Below are 23,508 nucleotides of genomic sequence, written 5' to 3'. Positions count from 1 at the left end.
ACCGGGCGGCCCAAAGGGTGTCGCTCATTAACACGCGTTCCATGCGAGTAGGGGCGCGCATCGAAACATGGAGAAGGATCAGGTTTCAAGGGGAAAACCTGACTAAAAATGTAGGAGCAATCTCCATAAGTCGCTGAAAGTACCGATCTGAAAATACGACAACATCTGAACGTGGCGTGACCGTGAAGTTTCTGGCGATCTTCAGAGCCTCTTCGCGAGCAAGCTCGGCTCCCACAGGGGTCGGGGTCGACCTGGAGTGATCAGTATGGAAGTCAACCTGATCGCCACACAGCCTCTACAACCTACGCTATATGTATTGAAGTTGTAACAACGCGAACCGGACAATCCCGGCGTAGTCTGATGCCTGCACGCGGGACTGCCCGACACCAGCCGCGCACCAAACCTCAAGGAGCTCTATATGCACTTCACTCGCCGCGCCGCCCTGCTCGCCCTCAGCCTCGGTACCCTGACCAGCCTGCCGGCCCTGGCCGCCGACGAGCCGCGTTACAACCAGATTTCCCTGCGCGCCGAAGCCAGCCAGGAAGTGGCCCGCGACCTGATGATCGTGACCCTCTACACCGAGGCGCAGAACAGCGATCCGGCCAAGCTCGCCGCCGATATCACCACCACCATGAACAAGGCGCTGGGCCAGGCCAAGGCGGTCAAGGAGATCAACCTGCGCCAGGGCAGTCGCAACAGCTACCCGATCTACGACAACAAGACCCAGAAGATCACCGGCTGGCGTGAGCGCGCCGAGCTGCGCCTGGAAAGCGCCGACTTTGCCGCGCTGTCCAAGCTGACCGGCGAACTGATGCAGGACCTGAAAATGGAAAGCATGGACTTCGCCATCTCCTCCGCCACCCGCAAGACCAGCGAGGATGCCCTGCTCAAGGAGGCCGTCGCGGCGTTCAAGGCCCGCGCCCAACTGGCCACCGAGGCCCTGGGCGGCAAGGGCTACAAGATCGTCAACCTGAACCTCAACAGCAGCGGTTATCCACAGCCGTTCCCACGTGGCGTGATGATGAAAGCCGCGGCCATGGAGGCCGCGCCGACGCCGGACGTGGAAGCCGGCAAGGCACAGGTCAACATGAATGCCGATGGGGTGATCGAGGTCCTGCCGCAACCATAAGCGTGCAGGCTGAACGCGTGCCTCTGCAGGAGCCCGGCTTGCCGGCGATGACGGCCGATCAGGCGATGCAAGGCTTACCGGCCTCATCGCCGGCAAGCCGGACTCCTACAGGATTTGTGGCGTTTTCCAGAGCGAAGTTTCTCAGTCGTCTGCATTAACGGTGGGCACCAAGGCCTCGATAGGGCGTGCTAGAGTCGGAACCCTCCCCGCTCTATTACGCACCTTCGAGGCTTTTCAATGGAAAAAATCGCCTTCAAACCGCTGCTGCTGGCCGCCACTTTGCTGGCCTGCACGCCCCTGGCCCAGGCCGCCTCGACCCTGGTCTATTGCTCCGAAGCCAGCCCCGCCGGCTTCGACCCGAGCCAGTACACCAGCGGTACCGACTTCGACGCCTCGGCGGAAACCGTGTTCAACCGCCTGGCCCAGTTCAAACGCGGCGGTACCGAGGTCGAACCCGGCCTGGCCACGAGTTGGGACGTTGCCCCCGACGGCCTGAGCTATACCTTCCACCTGCGCCCCGGCGTTAAGTTCCATACCACCGACGACTTCAAGCCGAGCCGCGACTTCAACGCCGAAGACGTGCTCTTCACCTTCCAGCGCCTGCTCGACGCCAATCATCCGTTCCGCAAGGCCTACCCTTCGGAATCGCCGTATTTCAGCGATATGGAGCTCAACACCACGATCAAGAACGTCGAAAAACTCGACGAGCAGACCGTACGCTTCACCTTGAACCATATCGACGCCGCCTTTGTGCAGAACCTGGCCATGAGCTTCGCCTCGATCCAGTCCGCCGAATACGCCGCGCAACTGCTCAAGGAAGGCCGCGCCGCCGACATCAACCAGAAGCCGGTGGGCACCGGCCCGTTCGTGTTCAAGCGTTACCAGAAGGACTCGCAGATCCGCTACGTGGCCAACAAGGACTACTGGAAACCCGAAGACGTCAAACTCGACAACCTGATCTTCGCCATCACCCCGGATGCCGCCGCCCGCCTGCAGAAGCTCAAGGCCGGGGAATGCCAGGTCAGCGGTTACCCGCGCCCGGCCGATATCGAGATCATGAAGCAGGACAAGAACCTGCTGGTGCTGCAGCAGCCGGGCTTCAACCTGGGCTTCCTCGCCTACAACGTCACCCACAAGCCCCTGGACCAGCTCAAGGTCCGCCAGGCCCTGGATATGGCCATCGACAAGCCGGCGATCATCAAGGCGGTCTACCAGAGCGCCGGCCAACTGGCGCAGAACGCCCTGCCGCCGGGCCAGTGGTCCTATGACCCGACTATCAAGGACGCGCCCTACGACCCGACCAAGGCCCGCGCACTGCTCAAGGAAGCCGGCGTGGCCGAAGGCACCAGCATCGACCTCTGGGCGATGACCGTGCAACGGGCCTCCAACCCCAATGCGCGGATGTCGGCGCAGATGATCCAGGCTGACTGGGCCAAGGTCGGGATCAAGGCCAATATCGTCAGCTACGAGTGGGGCGAGTACATCAAGCGCGCCAAGAACGGCGAGCATGACGTCATGATCTATGGCTGGACCGGCGACAACGGCGACCCGGACAACTGGCTCGGCGTGCTCTACAGCTGCGCCGCGGTCAAGGGCAGCAACTACGCGAAATGGTGCGACCCGGCCTATGATCAACTGATCCAGAAAGCCAAGCTCAGCAGCAACCATGACGAGCGGGTCAAGCTCTACCAACAGGCGCAGAAAGTCCTCAAGGAACAGGTGCCGATCACCCCGATCGCCAACTCGACGGTGTTCCAGCCGATGCGCAAGGAAGTACACGACTTCAAGATCAGCCCGTTCGGCCTGACCCCCTTCTATGGTGTCAGCCTGGGCCAGTGATCCAACGCCCCAACCGGGTGCGCCAGGCGCCCCGGTTGCCCGCTTGAAGTGCGTCCCGCGCACCTGAAAATCCCCTCGAAACCTGTCAAATGCGTCAGAATTTACACATATGCGACATTCGTGTACGTTCGTGCCACTCTTTGAGGCTTCGCACGTCTCTGCATCTTGCATTGGGTATGGGGCCTGCATAAGTATCCGCAGGTCGACTCACGAGGTCGTCCTCAAAACCAAAAATGACAACAAATCATGAGGCCACCATGCTTAAAAAAGCAGTCATTCCGTTTTTAGTCGGCGCAGGCCTCTTGGCCAGCGCACCGTTCGCCGTCGCCGCGACTAACCTGGTGTTCTGCTCCGAAGGGAGCCCGGCCGGTTTCGATCCAGGCCTGTACACCGCCGGAACCGACTTCGACGCCTCCGCGGAAACCGTTTTCAACCGTCTGAGCCAGTTCGAACGTGGCGGCACCGCCGTGATTCCTGGCCTGGCAACCAGCTGGGACGTGACCCCGGACGGCCTGACCTACACCTTCCACCTGCGTGAAGGCGTCAAGTTCCACACCACCGATTACTTCAAGCCGACGCGTAACTTCAACGCCGACGACGTGCTGTTCACCTTCAACCGCATGCTCGACAAGGACATGCCGTTCCGCAAGGCCTACCCGACCGAATTCCCGTACTTCACTGACATGGGCATGGACGGCAATATCACCAAGGTGGAGAAACTCGACGACAAGACCGTCAAGTTCACCCTGAAGACCGTGGACGCCGCGTTTATCCAGGACTTGGCCATGAGCTTCGCCTCGATCCAGTCCGCCGAGTACGCCGACAAGCTGCTCAAGGAAGGCAAGGCCAGCGACATCAACCAGAAGCCGATCGGCACCGGTCCGTTCGTGTTCAAGAGCTACCAGAAAGACTCCAACATTCGCTACACCGGGAACAAGGACTACTGGAAGCCTGAGGACGTCAAGGTCGACAACCTGATCTTCGCCATCACCACCGACCCGTCGGTGCGCGCGCAGAAGCTCAAGAAAGGCGAGTGCCAGATCACCGCCTACCCACGTCCGGCCGACATTGCCCCGCTCAAGGCCGACAGCAAACTGAAGATGCCTGAACAGGCCGGCTTCAACCTGGGTTACATCGCCTACAACGTGATGCCGGTCCTCAAGGACCAGACCGCCGCCAACCCACTGGCCGACCTGCGCGTGCGTCAAGCGCTGGACATGTCGGTGAACAAGAAGCAGATCATCGAATCGGTTTACCAGGGTGCCGGCCAATTGGCCGTCAATGCCATGCCGCCGACCCAATGGTCCTATGACACCACCATCAAGGACGCCAAATACGATCCGGAAAAGGCCAAGGAACTGCTCAAGGAAGCCGGCGTCAAGCCAGGCACCGAGATCACCCTGTGGGCCATGCCGGTGCAGCGCCCGTACAACCCCAACGCCAAGCTGATGGCTGAAATGCTCCAGTCCGACTGGAAGAACATCGGCCTCAACGTCAAGATCGTCAGCTACGAGTGGGGCGAATACCTCAAGCGTGCCAAGGGTGGCGAGCAGCAAGCCATGCTGATTGGCTGGAGCGGCGACAATGGGGACCCCGACAACTGGCTGGGCGTGCTGTTCGGCTGTGATGCGGTCAACGGCAACAACTTCTCGAAGTTCTGCTACAAACCCTTCGAGGATCTGATCAAGGAAGCCAAGTCCACGCCGGACCAGGCCAAACGCACCGAGCTGTACAAGCAGGCGCAGCACATCCTCAAAGACCAAGTCCCCTACACACCTATCGCGCACTCGACGGTGTACCAACCCATGAGCGCCAAAGTGCAGGACTTCAAGATCAGCCCGTTTGGCTTGAACTCCTTCTACGGCGTCAGCGTCAGCAAGTGAGGTTGCGCGAAGACGGCGTCCTAGGACGTTGTCTTCGCCTCCCCGCCAGAATTGCAGGAATTGTCCGGAGTCCGTCGGCGGTAACACGCAAACGGATGTCCGCTGCACAGAGCTTTCCTACAGCTCTCTAAGGCTCTACGCATTTACCGCATCGACTTGGCCTCGTAACGTCAAGACTTCGCTGATATGCGTTCACGAGCGGCATTGCTGCATTCACTGACTTGATCGGTGATCGTTCCCGTGTTCCCAACACGGCCATTGTTCGCCGATGACAATAACAAAAGGATTGGGACCGTCATGCGCCAGACCTTCACTTTATCCGCTTTGGTGGGAGCCGCCCTGTGGGCGGGAGCCCCTTTTGCCCAGGCTGCCGGCAGCCTGGTGTTCTGCTCCGAGGGCAGCCCGGCCGGGTTCGACACCGCGCAGTACACCACCGCTACCGACAACGATGCCGCCGAGCCGCTCTACAACCGGCTGGTGGAATTCGTCAAGGGCGAGACCAGCGTCGCACCGGCGCTGGCCGAAAGCTGGGATATTTCAGCGGATGGCCTGGTGTATACCTTCCACCTGCGCCGTGGCGTCAAGTTCCACACCACCGCCTATTTCACACCGTCCCGTGATTTCAACGCCGACGACGTGGTATTCACCTTCAACCGCATGCTCGATCCCGCGCAGCCGTTTCGCAAGGCCTACCCCACCGAGTTTCCGTACTTCAACGGGATGAGCCTGAACAAGAACATCGCCAAGGTCGAAAAGACCGGGCCGCTGACCGTGGTCATGACCCTCAATTCGGTCGATGCCGCATTCATCCAGAACATCGCCATGAGCTTCGCCGCGATTCTCTCCGCCGAATACGCCGACCAGTTGCTCGCGGCCGGCAAACCCAGCGAGATCAACCAGAAGCCCATCGGCACCGGGCCGTACGTGTTCCAGCGCTATCAGAAAGACGCGCAGATCCGCTACGTGGCCAACAAACAGTACTGGGACCCGGACAAGGTCCAGCTCGACCAGCTGATTTTCGCCATCAACACCGATGCCTCGGTGCGGGTGCAGAAACTCAAGCGCGGTGAGTGCCAGATCACCCTGCACCCGCGCCCCGCCGATGTCGAGGCACTGAAGAAAGACCCCAAGCTGCGGGTCATCCAGAAGCCCGGCTTCAACCTCGGCTATATCGCCTACAACGTGCAGCACAAACCCTTCGACCAGCTCCAGGTCCGCCAGGCGCTGGACATGGCGGTGAACAAACCGAGCATTCTCAATGCGGTCTACCAGGGCGCCGGACAACTGGCGGTCAACGCCATGCCGCCGAGCCAGTGGTCCTACGACGAGAGCATCAAGGACGCGCCCTACAATCCGGAAAAAGCCCGGCAACTGCTCAAGGCCGCCGGCGTCAAGGAAGGCACCGAGATCACCCTCTGGGCCATGCCCGTGCAGCGCCCGTATAACCCCAATGCCAAGCTGATGGCCGAAATGCTCCAGGCCGACTGGGCGAAAATCGGCCTGAAGGTAAAAATCGTCAGCTATGAATGGGGCGAGTACGTCAAGCGCACCAAGAATGGCGAGCACGATATCAGCCTGATCGGCTGGACCGGCGACAACGGTGACCCGGACAACTGGCTCGGCACCCTCTACGGCTGCGACGCGATTGGCGGCAACAACTACTCCATGTGGTGCAACCCGCAATACGACAAGCTGATCAAGCAAGCCAAGCTCGTCACCGATCACGAGCAACGCGTGGCCCTCTACCAACAGGCCCAGCAGTTGCTCAAGCAACAGGTGCCGATTACCCCTATCGCCCACTCGACGGTCAACCAGCCGTTAAGCACCAAAGTCGAAGGTTTCAAGGTCAGTCCCTTCGGTCGCAACGTGTTCTCGGGCGTCAGTATCGAACAATAAAACCGTGACCCGTGCCGTGGGGGCGAATTTCGCCCTTATGCAAACTTGTAGCCGAAATTCGGCAAAATCCTGTCAAGCAAACGATTGCGCAAGCAAATTGAGTGTCCACCAAAAAAGCCGGATCAGCCAAGAAGGCCGGTATTAAAAAAAGAAAATTAAGGAGCTTTACCTTGAAACTCTCTCAAAAAGCATTGTTAGCCTTAGCCATCAGTAGCACCACCGTGATGGCCCACGCTGAAACCCAGAGTCAGGATTTCGTACCGACGAGCCTGAGTTCGACCAATGCCCAGGAACAGACCAAGGGCTTTTTCGAAGAACAGAGCGTGAGCGGTCTGACCCGCAACTGGTACGCCAACGAGCAACTCAAGCGTGGTGGCAAATTCCACTACAACGACAATGGCGTATTGACCCCTACCGACCGTCGCATCAACTGGTTGCAAGGCACCATCGTCAAGTACAACTCCGGCTTCAGCGAGGGTACTGTCGGGGTCAGCACCGAAGTGGCGATGTACAACGTCGTCGCCCTGGAGCGCGATACCGAACGCCTGGCTTCGGCCAATGGCGGCGCACCGATTCCAACTGTCGGCGGTCTGGGCAACAACCGTACCCTGACCAAAAACGGCGGCGACGCGCAGGGCCAGTGGAGCAAACTCGGCCTGGCCAACGTCAAGTTCCGCGTGTCGAACACCACCCTGACCGCTGGCCGGCAGAGTTACAGCACACCGATCGTCGATGTGATGCCCAACCGTGTGCTGCCCTCGAGCTTCGAGGGCGTGAGCATCCATAGCGAAGAGTTCAACAACCTGTCGTTCGATGCCGCCACCTTTGATCGGGTGTCGCCAAGGACCGAAGAGAGCCTGTCGAAATTCCGCTCCGAATACACCAACATCGATGTCGAGACCGATCACGTCAACATGGCGGGCCTCAACTATCAGCCGTTCAAGAGCCTGAAAACCAGCCTGTACGCGTCCAACGTCGAAGACTTCTGGAACCAGTACTACTTCGGCGCCACCCATGAACTGGGCGACAGTTCGGTGCTGGGCCTGACCACCGGCCTGAACTACTACAAGACCCTCGACACCGGCAAAAAGAAGATGGGTGAAATCGACAACGACGCCTACTCGCTGTCGCTCGGTCTGACCCACCAGGCCCACAGCCTGACCTTCTCCTACCAGGAAATCGACGGTAACGAGTACTTCGACTACCTGCACGAAACCAACGGTATCTACCTGGCCAACTCCCTGCTGTCGGACTTCAACGGCCCGAACGAGAAATCCTTCCAGATCGCCTACGGCCTGAACATGGCCGAGTACGGCGTTCCGGGGCTGAAGTTCAATATCTACCAGGCCCGCGGCTGGGGCATCGACGGTACTCACTACACCGGCACCGCTTACGATGTGAAGAACATGCATGACGAGAAGCATTACGAATACGGCATCGGCGCGTCCTATGCCCTCCAGAGCGGTCCGCTCAAGGCTGCGACCGTCCGAGCCAGCTACACCGCCCACCGTGCAACGGCCAACCAGGGTGACGGCAGCATCACCGAGTTCCGCCTGGTCACCACCATTCCATTCAACATTCTCTAACCACACCTGACGGCCCTGGGACCGATTCGACGAGTCGGTCCCAGCACCTAATCTGACTCAATCGATCAAGGAAGGTTTACATGAAGAAGCTTCCCCTGCGTGCCGCCATCGCTGCCGCCGTGTTCAGCGTGGCTATCGGTGTTTCGGCCAAACCCCTGGTGGTCTGCACCGAAGCCAGCCCGGAAGGCTTCGATCCGGTGCTCTACACCACCGCCGTCACCGCCGACGCCGCCGCCGAAACGATGTTCAACCGTCTGGTGGACTTCAAGCCCGGCACCACCGAGATCCAGCCGGCCCTGGCCGAAAGCTGGGAGATCAGCCCCGACGGCCTGCAATACACCTTTCACTTGAGAAAGGGCGTCAAGTTCCACACCACCGACTACTTCAAGCCGACCCGCGAGCTGAACGCCGACGACGTGGTCTGGAGCTTCCAGCGGCAACTGGACCCCAACCATCCCTGGCATAAAGCCTCCACCGTGGGCTTCCCGTATTTCGAGAGCATGGACTTCCAGAACCTGCTCAAAAGCGTCGAGAAAGTCGACGACCTGACCGTGCGCTTCACCCTCAACCATCCTGAAGCACCGTTCCTGCCCGACCTGGGCATGGCCTTCACCTCGATCCACTCCGCCGAATACGCCAACCAGTTGCTCAAGGCCGGCAAACTCGACGAGCTCAACAGCAAGCCGGTCGGCACCGGCCCGTTCATCTTCCAGCGCTATGCCAAGGACGCCCAGGTGCGCTTCAAGGCCAACCCGGAGTATTTCCGTGGCAAGCCACCGGCGGACACCCTGATCCTGGCCATCACCGTCGACAACAACACCCGCCTGCAGAAGCTCAAGGCCAACGAGTGCCAGGTCGCCCTGTACCCAAAACCCGATGATGTGCCGAATATCAAGGCCGATCCGAACCTGAAGATCGACGAAATGGCGACCATGTCCACCGGCTATGTCGCGATCAACACCGAACACAAGTACCTGAGCGATGTGCGGGTACGCCAGGCCATCGAGCTGGCCCTGGACAAGCAGAACTACGTCGACACCCTGTATGGCAAGGGCAATGCCATCCCGGCGGTCAATCCCTACCCGTCCACCTTGCTCGGCTACAACAGCCAGCTGAAGAACCCGGCCCAGAACCTGGACAAGGCTCGCGCCCTGCTCAAGGCCGCCGGCGTTCCCGACGGCACGGTGCTCACCCTCTATACTCGCAACGGTGGTGGCCCGACCAATCCGAACCCGCAACTCGGCGCGCAACTGATGCAGGCCGACCTGGCCAAGATCGGTATCAAGCTCGATATCCGCGTCATGGAATGGGCCGAAATGCTCAAACGGGCGAAAAACGGCGAGCACGACATGGTCTCCGCCGGCTGGAGCGGCGACAACGGCGACCCGGATAATTTCCTTAGCCCGCTATTGAGTTGCGAAGCGGCGAAAAACGGCGAAAACTACAGCCGCTGGTGCAATCCTCAGTTCCAGGCGCTGATCGACCAGGCTCGCGCCAAGACTGAGCCCGCCCAACGTGCCGCACTCTATGAACAGGCCCTGGCCATCCTGCACGAGCAGGTACTGTGGGTGAACGCTGCCCATCCGAAGATGTTTACCGCTATGCGCAAGAACGTAGAGGGCTACCACATGAGCCCGCTATCCCTGAATAACTTCGCCACCACCCAGGTGAAGTAGAACAACAAACGCTCGTCGGTACCCGACCCCGGGTACTGATGAGCACGCCTAACCGGCTGATGAGGTACACCACACGATGTTTAGTTTTATTGCCCGCCGACTGGGGTTGCTGATCCCCACGTTCTTCGGCATCACGTTGCTGACTTTCGCGTTGATTCGCATGATCCCGGGCGATCCCGTGGAAGTCATGATGGGCGAGCGCCGGGTCGACCCGGAAATGCACGCCCAGGCGATGGAACGCCTCGGTCTTAACAAGCCGCTTTATGCCCAGTACATCGACTACGTCGGCAAGCTCGCCCACGGCGACCTCGGCGAGTCCCTGCGTACCCGCACCAGCGTGTGGACCGAGTTCACCACGCTGTTCCCGGCCACCCTGGAGTTGTCCATGGCCGCCCTGCTGTTCGCCGGCGTCCTCGGATTGCTCGCCGGGGTGATCGCCGCCCTCAAGCGAGGGTCCCTGTTCGACCATGGGGTGATGGGAATCTCCCTGGCCGGCTATTCGATGCCGATCTTCTGGTGGGGCCTGATCCTCATCATGTTCTTCTCCGTGAGCCTGGGCTGGACCCCGGTGTCCGGACGCATCGACCTGCTCTACGACATCGAGCCGAGAACCGGCTTCATGCTGATCGACACCCTGCTCAGCGACCAGCCCGACGCGTTCTGGGATGCGCTGCACCACCTGATCCTGCCGGCCATCGTGCTGGGCACCATCCCGTTGGCGGTGATCGCCCGGATGACCCGTTCCTCGATGCTCGAAGTGCTGCGTGAAGACTACATCCGTACCGCCCGGGCCAAGGGTCTGTCGCCGGCGCGCGTGGTATTCGTCCACGGTCTGCGCAACGCGCTGATCCCGGTACTGACCGTGGTCGGCCTGCAAGTCGGCACCCTGCTGGCCGGCGCCGTACTGACCGAAACCATCTTCTCCTGGCCCGGGATCGGCAAATGGCTGATTGAAGCCATCGGCGCCCGGGACTATCCCGTCGTGCAAAACGGCATCCTGTTAATCGCCTGCCTGGTGATTGTGGTCAATTTCGTCGTGGACATCCTCTACGGCCTTGTCAATCCACGCATCCGTCACCAGCGCTGAGATCAAGATCATGAGTACTACTATCGCTTCGACCACCGTCGATCAAAGCCTGCTCTACCCCTCTCCGTACAAGGAATTCTGGCAACACTTCGCCAAGAACAAAGGCGCCGTCGCCGGCCTGCTGTTCATGTCGCTGGTGGTGTTCTGCGCGATCTTCGCGCCCTGGGTCGCCCCGCACGACCCGAGCGAACAGTTCCGCGAAGCCCTGCTGACCCCACCGTCGTGGCTTGCCGGCGGTCAGATCCAATACCTGCTGGGCACCGACGAACTGGGCCGCGACCTGCTTTCGCGGCTGATCCACGGTTCGCGCCTGTCGCTGCTGATCGGCCTGTCCTCGGTGGTGATGTCGCTGATCCCGGGCATCTTCATGGGCCTGCTGGCCGGCTTCTTCCCGCGCATCCTCGGCCCGACCATCATGCGCCTGATGGACATCATGCTGGCCCTGCCCTCGCTGCTGCTGGCCGTGGCGATTGTCGCCATCCTCGGCCCGGGCCTGATCAACACCGTGATCGCCATCGCCATCGTCTCGTTGCCGTCCTATGTACGCCTGACCCGCGCCGCGGTGATGGGCGAGCTGAACCGTGACTACGTCACCGCCGCACGTCTGGCCGGTGCCAGCCTGCCGCGCCTGATGTTCATCACCGTGCTGCCCAACTGCATGGCGCCGCTGATCGTCCAGGCCACCCTGAGTTTCTCCTCGGCGATCCTCGATGCCGCCGCCCTCGGTTTCCTCGGCCTTGGCGTACAACCGCCGACCCCGGAGTGGGGCACCATGCTGGCCTCGGCCCGCGACTATATCGAGCGCGCCTGGTGGGTCGTCAGCCTGCCCGGCCTGACCATTTTGCTCAGCGTGCTGGCAATCAACCTGATGGGCGACGGCCTGCGCGATGCGCTGGACCCGAAACTCAAGAACGCCGCCTGAGGAGATTCCCATGTCACTGCTAGAAATCAAGAATCTCAACGTTCGCTTCGGCGACACAACCGCTGTGCCGGTGGTCGACGGCCTCGACATCAGCGTGGACAAGGGCGAAGTCCTGGCCATTGTTGGCGAGTCGGGTTCGGGTAAATCCGTGACCATGATGGCGCTGATGGGCCTGATCGAGCACCCTGGCATTGTCACCGCCGACGCCTTGCGCTTCGACGGCAAGGACATGCTCAAGCTCAGCGCCCGCCAGCGCCGGCAAGTGGTCGGCAAGGACCTGGCAATGGTTTTCCAGGACCCGATGACCGCGCTGAACCCCAGCTACACCGTGGGTTTCCAGATCGAGGAAGTACTCCGTCTGCACCTGAAGATGTCCGGCAAGGCGGCACGCAAACGTGCCATCGAACTGCTGGAAAAAGTCGAGATCCCCGGCGCCGCCAGCCGCATGGACGCCTACCCGCACCAACTGTCCGGCGGCATGAGCCAGCGCGTCGCGATCGCCATGGCGATTGCCGGCGAACCCAAGTTGCTGATCGCCGACGAACCGACCACCGCCCTGGACGTGACCATCCAGGCGCAGATCATGGACCTGCTGCTCAGCCTGCAACAAGAGCAGAACATGGGCCTGGTGCTGATCACCCACGACCTCGCGGTCGTTGCCGAAACCGCCCAGCGGGTCTGCGTGATGTACGCCGGCCAAGCCGTGGAAGTCGGCATGGTGCCGGGCTTGTTCGATGTACCGGCGCATCCGTACAGCGAAGCCCTGCTCAAGGCGATTCCGGAGCACAGCCTGGGGGCCGAGCGCCTGTCGACCCTGCCGGGCATCGTCCCCGGGCGTTATGACCGGCCGGTGGGTTGCCTGCTGTCGCCGCGCTGCCCCTATGTGCAGGAAAGCTGTCGGCAGCAGCGTCCGAGCCTGGACCCGAAAGCCAACAGCCTTGCCCGATGCTTCTTCCCGCTGAACCAGGAGGTGGCGTAATGGCCGTCGTTCTTACCGCCCGCGACCTCACCCGTCACTACGAAGTCTCCCGTGGCCTGTTCAAGGGCCATGCGCTGGTGCGCGCCCTCAATGGCGTGTCGTTCGAACTGGAAGCCGGCAAGACCCTCGCCGTAGTGGGTGAGTCAGGTTGCGGCAAGTCGACCCTGGCCCGGGCCCTGACGCTGATCGAGGAGCCGTCGTCCGGCTCGCTGAAAATCGCCGGCCAGGAAGTCGCCGGCGCCAACAAGGCCCAGCGCAAGCAACTGCGCAAAGACGTGCAGATGGTGTTCCAGAGCCCCTACGCATCGCTCAATCCGCGGCAGAAGATCGGCGACCAGTTGGGCGAACCACTGCTGATCAACACCAAGCTGTCCGCCGCCGAACGCCGCGAGAAAGTCCAGGCGATGATGAAGCAGGTCGGCTTGCGCCCCGAGCACTATCATCGCTACCCGCACATGTTCTCCGGCGGCCAGCGCCAGCGTATCGCCCTGGCGCGGGCAATGATGCTGCAACCGAAAGTGCTGGTGGCGGATGAACCGACCTCGGCGCTGGACGTGTCGATCCAGGCCCAGGTGCTGAACCTGTTCATGGATCTGCAGCAACAGTTCAACACCGCCTACGTGTTCATCTCCCACAACCTGGCGGTGGTCCGTCACGTCGCCGACCAGGTGCTGGTGATGTACCTCGGCCGGCCGGTGGAAATGGGCCCGAAGGAAGACATCTATGCCCGTCCCCTGCACCCGTACACCCAGGCCCTGCTCTCGGCGACACCGGCGATCCACCCGGACCCGTTGAAACCGAAGATCAAGATCGCCGGTGAACTGCCCAACCCGCTCAACCCGCCGTCCGGCTGCGCCTTCCACAAGCGCTGCCCGTATGCCACCGAGCGCTGCAGCACGGAAGAGCCGGCCTTGCGCGAGCTCGATTCGCGGCAGGTGGCCTGCCATTACGCGGAGCAATTCCTCGGCTGACAGGCAACAAAAAAGCGCTCTCCTGAGTAAGCGAGAGCGCTGAAAACGGTAGTAGGGCCTCTTGCGTCAAGCGCGTTAGCCGCTGGGCGCAAGAGGCTTTTTCATTTGTGCGAGTCAGTCATCGCTGTCACCATCATCACCGCTGTCATCGCCCTGATCATCCTGACCGGGATCGGCTTTTTTCTCGGTGTCATCGGCATAAAGCGCCTGCACCGCGGATTTCGAAGGAGAAACCGCCCCATGATCCGATACCGCATTACTGGCCCAGGCACTTGAAGCCCCCACCATCAACAGCACCAGCACCTTGATCAGTAGTACGCCGCGTTGAAGAATTTTCATCGTCGCTCCGTCCCTCTGTGGATAAGTCACCAGCACCTTGCAGCCGACTTCAAGAAGCCGATCACAACCTGTCTGAACCTAAACCCGTTGAACGGACTTTTCCATACTGGCCAGATGAAAACTGTTGGCTGGCGATAGAATTATTCTGAATTACAATTAGTCTCAAAAGCCATAAAAGCCCTTTCGACTGCCCGTCTTGGCGCCTACAAGGGGGGCCCGCGTCAGACCTCGATTTTTTGCAGCGCCCATAAAAAATCCGCAGCCGAGGCCGCGGATTTTTATGGGGGCGGCAAGAACTACCGCGGGAAAAGCCTTAGTGATGTTCGCGGGTTGCGCGGAATTTCACGTCCGGCCAGCGCTCTTCCATCAGCGCCAGGTTGACCCGGGTCGGCGCCAGGTAGGTCAGGTGACCGCCGCCGTCCAATGCGAGGTTTTCCACAGCCTTGACCCGCAGCTCATCAAGCTTCTTCTTGTCGCTGCAATCAATCCAGCGCGCCGACCACACGGTGATCGGCTCATACGAGCACTCGACCTTGTATTCCTCTTTCAAGCGGCTGGCGACCACATCGAACTGCAGCACACCGACCGCGCCGAGGATGATGTCGTTGCTGCGCTCGGGGAAGAACACCTGGGTCGCGCCCTCTTCCGCCAACTGCTGCAAGCCCTGACGCAGTTGCTTGGACTTGAGCGGGTCACGCAGGCGCACGCGACGGAACAGTTCCGGGGCGAAGTGCGGAATACCGGTGAAGCCCAGGGCCTCGCCTTCGGTAAAGGTGTCGCCGATCTGGATGGTGCCGTGGTTATGCAACCCGATGATGTCGCCGGCGTAGGCCTCTTCCAACTGCTCGCGCTCGGAGGAGAAGAACGTCAGCGCATCACCGATGCGCACATCCTTGCCGGTCCGCACATGGCGCATTTTCATGCCCTTGTCGTACTTGCCCGAACAGATGCGCATAAAAGCGATCCGGTCGCGGTGCTTGGGGTCCATGTTCGCCTGGATCTTGAACACGAAACCGCTGAACTTCTCTTCCACCGGCTCCACGGTACGCTCGTTGGCGACGCGAGCCAGAGGCATCGGTGCCCAATCGACCACCGCGTCCAGCACATGGTCGACACCGAAGTTGCCCAGGGCGGTGCCGAAGAACACCGGGGTCAGTTGACCGTCGAGGAACTCCTGGCGGTTGAACTCGTGGCAGGCGCCCTGCACCAGCTCCAGTTGGTCGACAAACCGATCGTACTCGTCACCCAGGTGAGCGCGGGCTTCGTCGGAGTCGAGCTTCTCGATGATTTTCACATCGGTGCGTTCATGCCCGTGACCGGCGGTGTAGACAATGATGTAGTCGTCGGCCAGGTGGTACACGCCCTTGAAATCGCGGTAGCAACCGATCGGCCAGGTGATCGGCGCGGCCTTGATTTTCAGGACGGCTTCGATCTCGTCGAGCAGTTCGATCGGATCACGAATGTCCCGGTCGAGCTTGTTGATAAAGCTGACGATAGGCGTGTCGCGCAGGCGGCAGACATCCATCAGGGCGATGGTCCGTGGCTCGACACCCTTACCGCCGTCGAGGACCATCAGCGCCGAGTCGACCGCGGTCAGGGTGCGGTAGGTGTCTTCGGAGAAGTCTTCGTGGCCCGGGGTGTCGAGCAGGTTGATCATGTGCTCGCGATACGGGAACTGCATGACCGACGTGGTAATCGAGATACCCCGTTGTTTTTCCATTTCCATCCAGTCGGAGGTGGCATGGCGGTCGGATTTACGGGATTTCACCGTGCCGGCCACCGCGATCGCCTTGCCCATCAGCAGGAGCTTCTCGGTGATGGTGGTTTTACCGGCATCGGGGTGGGAAATAATGGCGAAAGTGCGGCGTTTCGCGACTTCGGCGGCCTGGTGGGTCATGGGAAATCGCCTGGCAGGTGAGTCAAAAAAGGGCGGCGAGTATAGCGCAAACCGAGGTCCACGGACCACCGCTCACCCGCTTGCCGTGATTTCCAGGGTGGCTAAAAGCTGCCAATTATGGAACCTTTTAAAAGGTGGAGGCGTCCACTCCCCTGCTACCTGACTCGTAACAGGGGCTGAAATACCAGCAAGTCAGCCTGACGAGGCTGCGCTTATGGCCCGACCGCCTGCCGCTTTGCCGGCAGTGGCGAGCTGCATTTCGCGAACACTTTCTTCGGCGGCCAGGAATGGCATTGCCACACGAAGCGGTGTTCGCCGACAGAAAAAAGGAGTCTGCCTGTGGCTATTCGCTATGGCAAAGGGCTGATAGGAGGAGTGGTTGTCGTCGCTCTCCTGGCCCTGCTGGTCCACTGGATTGGCATCAACACGATCGAACTGTACCGCGACGATTTGCTGTTTTACCTGCAAGCGCACCTGATTCTGGTTCTTGTCTCCATGCTTGCCGCCCTGATCGTAGGGATTCCCGCCGGTATCCTGCTGAGCCGACCGAACAGGGTCGGGCGGGCGGAACGCTTCATGCAGATCTTCAATATCGGTAACACCGTCCCGCCCCTGGCCGTACTGGCCATCGCCCTCGGCGTACTGGGCATTGGCAGCGGCCCGGCGATCCTTGCCCTGTTCCTTGCCTCCTTGCTGCCTATCGTGCGCAACACCTACGAAGGCCTGAAAAACGTCCAGGGCTCCCTGAAAGAAGCCGCCGTCGGCATCGGTATGACCCCGCGTCAAGTGCTCTGGCGGGTAGAACTACCCAATGCCGTACCGATCATCATCGGTGGCGTGCGCGTGGCCCTGGCGATAAACGTCGGTACCGCGCCCCTGGCGTTCCTGATCGGTGCCAACAGCCTGGGCAGCCTGATCTTCCCCGGCATCGCCCTGAACAATCAGCCGCAACTGCTGCTCGGCGCCGCCTGCACCGCGCTGCTGGCCTTGCTGCTCGACGGCCTGGTGACCATGACCAGCCGCCTCTGGCTGGAGCGCGGGTTGCGCACGTCTTAAGGCTCGGCAAAGGAATCGATATGAAAAGACTGACTGTGATACTGGTCTGCGTCCTGCTGTCCGCGGGATTCGCCCAAGCCGCTGAAAAACCCTTGATCCGCATCGGCGCCCGGGTGTTCACCGAACAGACCCTGCTGGCGGAAATCACCGCCCAGTACCTGCGCACCAGGGGCTATGATCCCCAGGTGACCGGCGGACTGGGCAGCAACCTGGCGCGCAGCGCCCAGGAAAGCGGGCAACTGGACCTGATCTGGGAATATACCGGCGTGTCGCTGGTGGCCTACAACCATGTCGACGAGAAACTCGACAGCGAACAGTCCTACGCCCGGGTCAAGGAGCTCGACGCCAAAAAAGGCTTGGTCTGGCTGGCGCCGTCGAAGTTCAGCAACACCTATGCCCTGTCCCTGCCGGAGCAGGTGGCCAAGCAATATCCGCAGATCAACAGCATCAGCGACCTGACCCGGGCACTGGCCGAAGACAGCCGGGAAAACCGCCTGGTGGCCCTGGACACCGAGTTCGCCAACCGTTCCGACGGCATGGCCGGCATGGTCAAGTTGTACCGGATGAACCTGACCCGCAAGAACACCCGGCAGATGGACGCCGGCCTGGTCTATACGGCCCTGCGCAACGGCCAGGTGTTTGCCGGGCTGGTCTACACCACCGACGGCCGCCTCAACGCCTTTAAATTGAAGCTGCTGGAAGACGACAAGCATTACTTCCCGGACTACACCGCCGCCCCCGTGGTGCGTCAGGTCTATTTAGACGCCCATCCGCAATTGGCCGCCGATCTCAAGCCACTGGCGGCGCTGTTCGACAACGACACCATGCGCGAGCTGAATGCGCGGGTCGATGTCGACCATGAAAGCCCCTCCGCCGTGGCCGCCGAGTTTCTGCGCCAACATCCGATCAACTGAGGAGAAGACATGGAATTTCTCAACGCCTTTTCCCATCTTGACTGGGCACAAGTCCTGCACCTGACCTGGCAGCACATCACCCTGGTGGGCATCGCCGTCATTCTCGCGATTGTCGTCGGCGTACCCCTGGGCGTGCTGATGACCCGTTTTCCCACACTGGCCGGGCCACTGCAAGCCAGCGCCACCGTACTGCTGACCGTGCCGTCCATCGCCCTGTTCGGCCTGCTGCTGCCGTTCTACTCCAGATTCGGCCAAGGGTTGGGACCGCTGCCGGCGATCAGCGCGGTATTCCTCTATTCCCTGTTGCCGATCATGCGCAACACCTACCTGGCCCTGACCGGTGTCGAGCCGGGTATTCGCGAAGCCGCGCGCGGCATCGGCATGACCTTCAGTCAGCGCCTGCGCATGGTCGAGCTGCCTATCGCGGTGCCGGTGATCCTCGCCGGTGTGCGCACCGCCGTGGTGATGAACATCGGTGTCATGACCATCGCCGCCACCATCGGCGCCGGCGGCCTGGGGGTGCTGATTCTGGCGGCCATCAGCCGCAGCGACATGTCGATGCTGATTGTCGGCGCCGTCCTGGTCAGCCTCCTGGCCATCGCCGCCGATCTGCTCCTGCAATGGCTGCAACGCACGCTGACTCCAAAAGGACTACTCAAATGATCGAACTTCAAAACCTGACCAAGACCTTTCAAAGCAACGGCAAGACCATCACCGCCGTTGATTCCGTGAGCCTGACCGTCAACGAAGGCGAGATCTGTGTATTCCTCGGCCCTTCGGGTTGCGGCAAGAGCACCACGCTGAAGATGATCAACCGCCTGATCAAGCCCACCTCGGGCAAGATTCTGATCAACGGCGAAGACACCACCGACCTGGACGAAGTGACCCTGCGACGCAATATCGGTTATGTGATCCAGCAGATCGGCCTGTTCCCCAACATGACCATCGAGGAAAACATCGTGGTGGTGCCGAAACTGCTGGGCTGGGACAAGCAGAAATGCCACGACCGTGCCCGCGAGTTGATGCGCATGATCAAGCTTGAGCCCAAGCAGTACCTGCACCGTTACCCGCGTGAGTTGTCCGGTGGCCAGCAACAGCGGATCGGTGTGATCCGCGCCCTGGCGGCCGACGCGCCGTTGCTGCTGATGGATGAGCCGTTCGGCGCGGTCGACCCGATCAACCGCGAGATGATCCAGAATGAGTTCTTCGAGATGCAGCGGGCGCTGAACAAGACCGTGATCATGGTCAGCCACGACATTGACGAAGCCATCAAGCTGGGCGACAAGATCGCCATCTTCCGCGCCGGCAAGCTGTTGCAGATCGACCACCCGGACACCCTGCTGGCCCATCCGGCCGACGAATTCGTCAGCAGCTTTGTCGGCCAGGACAGCACCCTCAAGCGCCTGTTGCTGGTGAAGGCTGAAGACGCGGCGGACAACGCGCCCTCGGTGAGCCCGGAGACTGCGGTGGCCGAGGCCCTGGAACTGATGGACGAACATGATCGGCGCTACGTGGTGGTCACCGACGCCGGGAACAAGGCGCTGGGTTATGTGCGCCGCCGCGACCTGCACCGCCAGAGCGGCACCTGCGCGCAGTTCCTGCGCGAGTTCAACGCCACGGCGGTCTATGACGAGCACCTGCGTATCCTTTTGTCGCGGATGTATGAGTTCAACCGTTCGTGGCTGCCGGTGATGGACGCCGAGCGGGTATTCCTTGGCGAAGTGACCCAGGAGTCGATTGCCGCCTACCTGAGTTCCGAACGTTCGCGCGGAGCCAAGACCAGTATCGTCTCGCCCGCTGAAATGGCCCTGGCCTGACACCATCGGTCAGCGATCGGGAACATCAGACTGTCATCCGGGTCGGTTAAATAGGTGACTGATCCGGGCCACGCGACGGGTGCGTGCAAAAACGCGACATTTTTAGTTGATCTCAAGCCCCTCAAGTCCTAAAGTTCGCGCCGAACGTCCATGCTGGAAACGATCCATCCGGCTCAAGTACTGACGACGAGACAGCAAGGCCAAGGGAAGCAGTTGTTCCCATGGCCTTTTTGCTTTCGGCGACATGCCTTGGGAAGTAGGCGAACCAAAGTGGGGATACGGAGGACGTTCATTTGCACCCATTGATCAATCTAGTTTGCCAGTAGGAGTTCCCAGCATGTCGATTCAGGTCGAAGACTATTTCGCGCGCGCCACTTTTGACAAAATGAAGGCGTTCGCGGACAAGCACGAAACCCCGTTCGTGGTGATCGACACCGCGATGATCAGCCAGGCCTACGATGACCTGCGCGCCGGTTTCGAATTCGCCAAGGTCTATTACGCAGTCAAGGCCAACCCGGCCGTCGAGATCATCGACCTGCTGAACAAGAAAGGCTCCAGCTTCGACATCGCCTCGATCTACGAACTGGACAAGGTGCTGGGCCAGGGCGTCAGCCCGGATCGCATCAGCTACGGCAACACCATCAAGAAATCCAAGGACATCCGCTACTTCTACGAGAAGGGCGTGCGCCTGTATTCCACCGACTCCGAAGCCGACCTGCGCAATATCGCCAAGGCCGCCCCGGGATCGAAAGTGTACGTACGAATCCTCACCGAAGGCTCGACCACCGCCGACTGGCCGTTGTCGCGCAAGTTCGGCTGCCAGACCGACATGGCCATGGACCTGCTGATCCTCGCCCGCGACCTGGGCCTGGTGCCTTATGGCGTGTCCTTCCACGTCGGTTCGCAACAGCGCGATATCAGCGTCTGGGACGCGGCGATCGCCAAGGTCAAGGTGATCTTCGAACGTCTGAAGGAAGAGGACGGTATCAATCTCAAGCTGATCAACATGGGCGGCGGCTTCCCGGCCAACTACATCACCCGCACCAACAGCCTGGAAACCTATGCGGAAGAAATTATCCGCTTCCTCAAGGAAGACTTCGGCGACGACCTTCCGGAAATCATCCTGGAGCCGGGCCGTTCGTTGATCGCCAACGCCGGCATCCTGGTCAGCGAAGTGGTGCTGGTCGCGCGTAAATCGCGTACCGCCGTCGAGCGCTGGGTGTACACCGACGTGGGCAAATTCTCCGGCCTGATCGAAACCATGGACGAAGCCATCAAGTTCCCGATCTGGACCGAAAAGAAAGGCGAGATGGAAGAAGTGGTCATCGCCGGCCCGACCTGCGACAGCGCCGACATCATGTATGAAAACTACAAGTACGGCCTGCCCCTGAACCTGGCCATCGGCGACCGCCTGTACTGGCTGTCCACCGGTGCCTACACCACCAGCTACAGCGCCGTGGAATTCAACGGCTTCCCGCCGCTGAAATCGTACTACCTGTAATACGCCGGGCCGCTGAAAGGCGGCCTTGCGGACACCGCGCATGCTTGCCGAAAGGCCCGTGAATCCTCACGGGCCTTTTTATTTACACGCTGCAAAACCTTTCGAAGCAGTGTAGTGCTGCCTCATGGAAACACGCTTGGGGCGTGGAGGTTCCGGATATTCCGGGCTGCTTCTCGGCGGGCGAAGACCTGGACGACGCCCTGGCCATGGTCCGTGAAGCCATCGAAGGGCATCTGGAGATTCTCGCCGAGGACGACGCCCCCATACCGCGGGCGAGCACCGTGACCCAGCACGCGAAAAGTCCGGACTACGCGGGCTGCATCTGCGCCCTGGTGGACATCGATATCACCCAGTACCTGGGCAAGTCGGAAAAACTCAATATCACCTTGCCCGGATACCTGTTGAGCCGTATCAACGCCTATGTGCGCAATCATCCCGAGCAGAAGAGCCGTTCCGGCTTCCTGGCCACGGCGGCCTTGCGTGTGTTGCAGGGCACCTGCCCCTTCAACCCGCCAGCGCCTGTAATGCTGCAGCATCGGTTTCATCACCCAGCAACGCCGCGTGCTCGTGGTAGTCCAGCGCCAGCGCGCGGATCTCGGGATGCACCGCCGCCAGCAGGGCCTGGCGAGCGGCCCGCAGGAACTTCAGGTTGCCAGCGGCCAAGGCCTGGCGTAACCAGCCCTGCGCCTGGTCGAACTGCCCCCGCTCCGCCAACACCGCGGCATAACTGAACTGCCCCCGAAAGTCGCCGCCCTCAGCCGAGCGTCGATACCATTCGCAGGCCGTCACCAGATCGACCGGGCAGAAACGTCCGTCCTCCAGATAACGCCCCAGCAGGTTCATCGACTTGGCATGCCCCAGTTCAGCGGCGCGCCGGTAACAGGCCAGCGCCGTGACCTGATCCTCGACGACTCCGCGTCCGGTCGCCAGCAGATTGGCATAGTTGTACAAGCCCCAGTCCAGGCCGCCTTCGGCCGCCAGGCGATATTCCTGCGCCGCCGCCCGGGCGTCGGACGCACCACCCCAACCATGTTCAAGGCAACGCCCGAGCATATTGCGCGCCATCAGGTGGCCGCCGTTCGCCGCGATCCGGAACCAGCGCAAGGCCAGCGCCGGGTCCTGCTCGATACCCTGCCCGTCCAGCAGGATCTGCCCCAGCAGCGCCTGGGCTTCGAGGACGCCCTGGCCGGCCGCCAGCAACACCGCCTGGGCCGCGCGTGCCGGATTCTCTTCGAGCATTGCCTTGAGCGCATCGCCGTCCAGCACTTCCTCCCGACGCAGATGAAAACCCATGACCTAGACCTCGACCCAGCGCCGCAACAGATTGTGATAGGTCCCGGTGAGCTGGATCAGCGCCGGATGGTCGGGGACATCGCGGGTCAGCCCCTGGATCGCTCCGTCCATTTCAAACAGCAAGCTACGCTGGCTGTCTTCACGCACCAGGCTCTGGGTCCAGAAAAACGCGGCATAGCGGGCGCCACGGGTCACGGCATTGACCTTGTGCAAGCTGGTGCCCGGATAGAGCACCAGATCGCCAGCGGGCAACTTGACCTGGCGGTTGCCGAAGGTGTCCTGGATCTCCAGTTCGCCACCCTCGTATTCATCCGGATCGCTGAAAAACAGCGTGGACGACAGGTCGGTACGGACCCGCTCCGGGTTGCCCTTGGGTTGGCGCACAGCGTTATCGATATGGAAATCGAAACTGCCACCGGCCATGTAACAGTTCAGCAACGGTGGAAATACCTTGTGCGGTAACGCCGCCGACATGAATTGAGGATTTTTCCACAACCGCTCCAGCATCGCCGCGCCGATTTCCTGCGCCAGTGGATGGCCTTCAGGCAGTTGCAGGTTGTGCTTGGCCTTGGCCGACTGATAGCCGGCCGTCACCTTGCCGTCAGCCCAATCGGCCTGCTCCAGGGCCTGGCGTATGCGCAGCACCTCTTCGCGGGAGAACAAGCCGGGAATGTGCAACAGCATGGTCGATACCTGAAAAAAAATGAGCGCCAATGGTATTGA

General features: G+C 61.0%; 19 protein-coding genes and 1 pseudogene. 16 read left to right on the top strand and 4 right to left on the bottom strand.

What is annotated here, in order from left to right; genetic code table 11:
* Nucleotides 1–418 precede the first annotated feature (418 nt).
* The 10 genes from M5B99_RS14955 (at nucleotide 419) to M5B99_RS14910 (ending at nucleotide 13,968) form a co-directional block, all read left to right on the top strand.
* Nucleotides 419–1,129, top strand: a complete 711-nt coding sequence (locus M5B99_RS14955) for an SIMPL domain-containing protein (RefSeq protein ID WP_248804772.1) — start codon at nucleotides 419–421, stop codon at nucleotides 1,127–1,129.
* A gap of 237 nt (nucleotides 1,130–1,366) precedes the next feature.
* Complete coding sequence (locus M5B99_RS14950) at nucleotides 1,367–2,968, top strand: ABC transporter substrate-binding protein (RefSeq protein ID WP_248804771.1); 1,602 nt, start codon at nucleotides 1,367–1,369, stop codon at nucleotides 2,966–2,968.
* A 257-nt stretch (nucleotides 2,969–3,225) separates the two neighbouring features.
* Nucleotides 3,226–4,851, top strand: a complete 1,626-nt coding sequence (locus tag M5B99_RS14945) for an ABC transporter substrate-binding protein (protein WP_248804770.1) — start codon at nucleotides 3,226–3,228, stop codon at nucleotides 4,849–4,851.
* 297 nt (nucleotides 4,852–5,148) lie between these two features.
* Complete coding sequence (locus tag M5B99_RS14940) at nucleotides 5,149–6,747, top strand: ABC transporter substrate-binding protein (RefSeq protein ID WP_248804769.1); 1,599 nt, start codon at nucleotides 5,149–5,151, stop codon at nucleotides 6,745–6,747.
* Nucleotides 6,748–6,917: 170 nt separating this feature from the next.
* Entirely contained in the window at nucleotides 6,918–8,333 is a 1,416-nt protein-coding gene (locus tag M5B99_RS14935; RefSeq protein ID WP_248804768.1) for an OprD family porin, read from the top strand.
* Nucleotides 8,334–8,413: 80 nt separating this feature from the next.
* On the top strand, nucleotides 8,414–10,009 hold the full coding sequence (locus tag M5B99_RS14930; protein WP_248804767.1) for an ABC transporter substrate-binding protein: 1,596 nt from the start codon (nucleotides 8,414–8,416) through the stop codon (nucleotides 10,007–10,009).
* Nucleotides 10,010–10,085: 76 nt separating this feature from the next.
* On the top strand, nucleotides 10,086–11,096 hold the full coding sequence (locus M5B99_RS14925) for an ABC transporter permease subunit (RefSeq protein ID WP_100941231.1): 1,011 nt from the start codon (nucleotides 10,086–10,088) through the stop codon (nucleotides 11,094–11,096).
* 10 nt (nucleotides 11,097–11,106) lie between these two features.
* On the top strand, nucleotides 11,107–12,018 hold the full coding sequence (locus tag M5B99_RS14920) for an ABC transporter permease subunit (protein WP_248804766.1): 912 nt from the start codon (nucleotides 11,107–11,109) through the stop codon (nucleotides 12,016–12,018).
* Nucleotides 12,019–12,028: 10 nt separating this feature from the next.
* Nucleotides 12,029–12,997: an ABC transporter ATP-binding protein gene (locus tag M5B99_RS14915; protein ID WP_248804765.1), complete on the top strand. Its 969-nt coding sequence runs from the start codon at nucleotides 12,029–12,031 to the stop codon at nucleotides 12,995–12,997.
* Complete coding sequence (locus M5B99_RS14910; protein WP_248804764.1) at nucleotides 12,997–13,968, top strand: peptide ABC transporter ATP-binding protein; 972 nt, start codon at nucleotides 12,997–12,999, stop codon at nucleotides 13,966–13,968. The genes M5B99_RS14915 and M5B99_RS14910 overlap by 1 nt, the downstream gene beginning before the upstream one ends.
* 114 nt (nucleotides 13,969–14,082) lie before the next feature.
* Here M5B99_RS14910 and M5B99_RS14905 read toward each other — a convergent pair whose 3' ends face one another.
* Nucleotides 14,083–14,307 carry a hypothetical protein gene (locus M5B99_RS14905; RefSeq protein ID WP_248804763.1) on the bottom strand — a complete coding sequence of 75 codons (225 nt, stop codon included), beginning with the start codon at nucleotides 14,305–14,307 and terminating at the stop codon, nucleotides 14,083–14,085.
* A 313-nt stretch (nucleotides 14,308–14,620) separates the two neighbouring features.
* Nucleotides 14,621–16,204, bottom strand: a complete 1,584-nt coding sequence (locus M5B99_RS14900; protein ID WP_248804762.1) for a peptide chain release factor 3 — start codon at nucleotides 16,202–16,204, stop codon at nucleotides 14,621–14,623.
* 339 nt (nucleotides 16,205–16,543) lie between these two features.
* Here M5B99_RS14900 and M5B99_RS14895 point away from each other — a divergent pair, with 339 nt between their 5' ends.
* From M5B99_RS14895 to M5B99_RS14870, 6 genes and pseudogenes are all read left to right on the top strand, one after another.
* A complete protein-coding gene (locus M5B99_RS14895; RefSeq protein ID WP_248804761.1) occupies nucleotides 16,544–17,260 on the top strand; it encodes an ABC transporter permease in 717 nt (238 codons plus the stop codon).
* 20 nt (nucleotides 17,261–17,280) lie between these two features.
* Nucleotides 17,281–18,174 (top strand): glycine betaine ABC transporter substrate-binding protein, encoded by an 894-nt coding sequence (locus M5B99_RS14890; RefSeq protein ID WP_248804760.1) that lies wholly within the window; start codon nucleotides 17,281–17,283, stop codon nucleotides 18,172–18,174.
* A 9-nt stretch (nucleotides 18,175–18,183) separates the two neighbouring features.
* A complete protein-coding gene (locus tag M5B99_RS14885; protein WP_248804759.1) occupies nucleotides 18,184–18,837 on the top strand; it encodes an ABC transporter permease in 654 nt (217 codons plus the stop codon).
* Entirely contained in the window at nucleotides 18,834–19,991 is a 1,158-nt protein-coding gene (locus tag M5B99_RS14880; protein ID WP_248804757.1) for a betaine/proline/choline family ABC transporter ATP-binding protein, read from the top strand. Before M5B99_RS14885 ends, M5B99_RS14880 begins: the two co-directional genes overlap by 4 nt.
* A 337-nt stretch (nucleotides 19,992–20,328) precedes the next feature.
* Nucleotides 20,329–21,492, top strand: coding sequence for a type III PLP-dependent enzyme (locus M5B99_RS14875; RefSeq protein ID WP_248804756.1), 1,164 nt, complete (start codon nucleotides 20,329–20,331; stop codon nucleotides 21,490–21,492).
* Nucleotides 21,493–21,581: 89 nt separating this feature from the next.
* Nucleotides 21,582–21,983 (top strand): annotated as a pseudogene (locus M5B99_RS14870) (type II toxin-antitoxin system HicB family antitoxin); the annotation flags it as partial.
* A 13-nt stretch (nucleotides 21,984–21,996) separates the two neighbouring features.
* On the opposite strand, the gene M5B99_RS14865 reads toward M5B99_RS14870, so the two are convergent.
* Both M5B99_RS14865 and M5B99_RS14860 read right to left on the bottom strand, forming a co-directional pair.
* Entirely contained in the window at nucleotides 21,997–22,785 is a 789-nt protein-coding gene (locus tag M5B99_RS14865) for a tetratricopeptide repeat protein (RefSeq protein ID WP_248804754.1), read from the bottom strand.
* A gap of 3 nt (nucleotides 22,786–22,788) precedes the next feature.
* Complete coding sequence (locus tag M5B99_RS14860; RefSeq protein WP_248804751.1) at nucleotides 22,789–23,469, bottom strand: Fe2+-dependent dioxygenase; 681 nt, start codon at nucleotides 23,467–23,469, stop codon at nucleotides 22,789–22,791.
* Nucleotides 23,470–23,508: the final 39 nt, after the last annotated feature.

The sequence above is a fragment of the Pseudomonas sp. MWU13-2100 genome, assembly GCF_023242365.1.
In the GTDB taxonomy this organism is placed as follows: Bacteria; Pseudomonadota; Gammaproteobacteria; order Pseudomonadales; family Pseudomonadaceae; genus Aquipseudomonas.
This window is presented reverse-complemented; position numbering and strand designations above follow the sequence as displayed.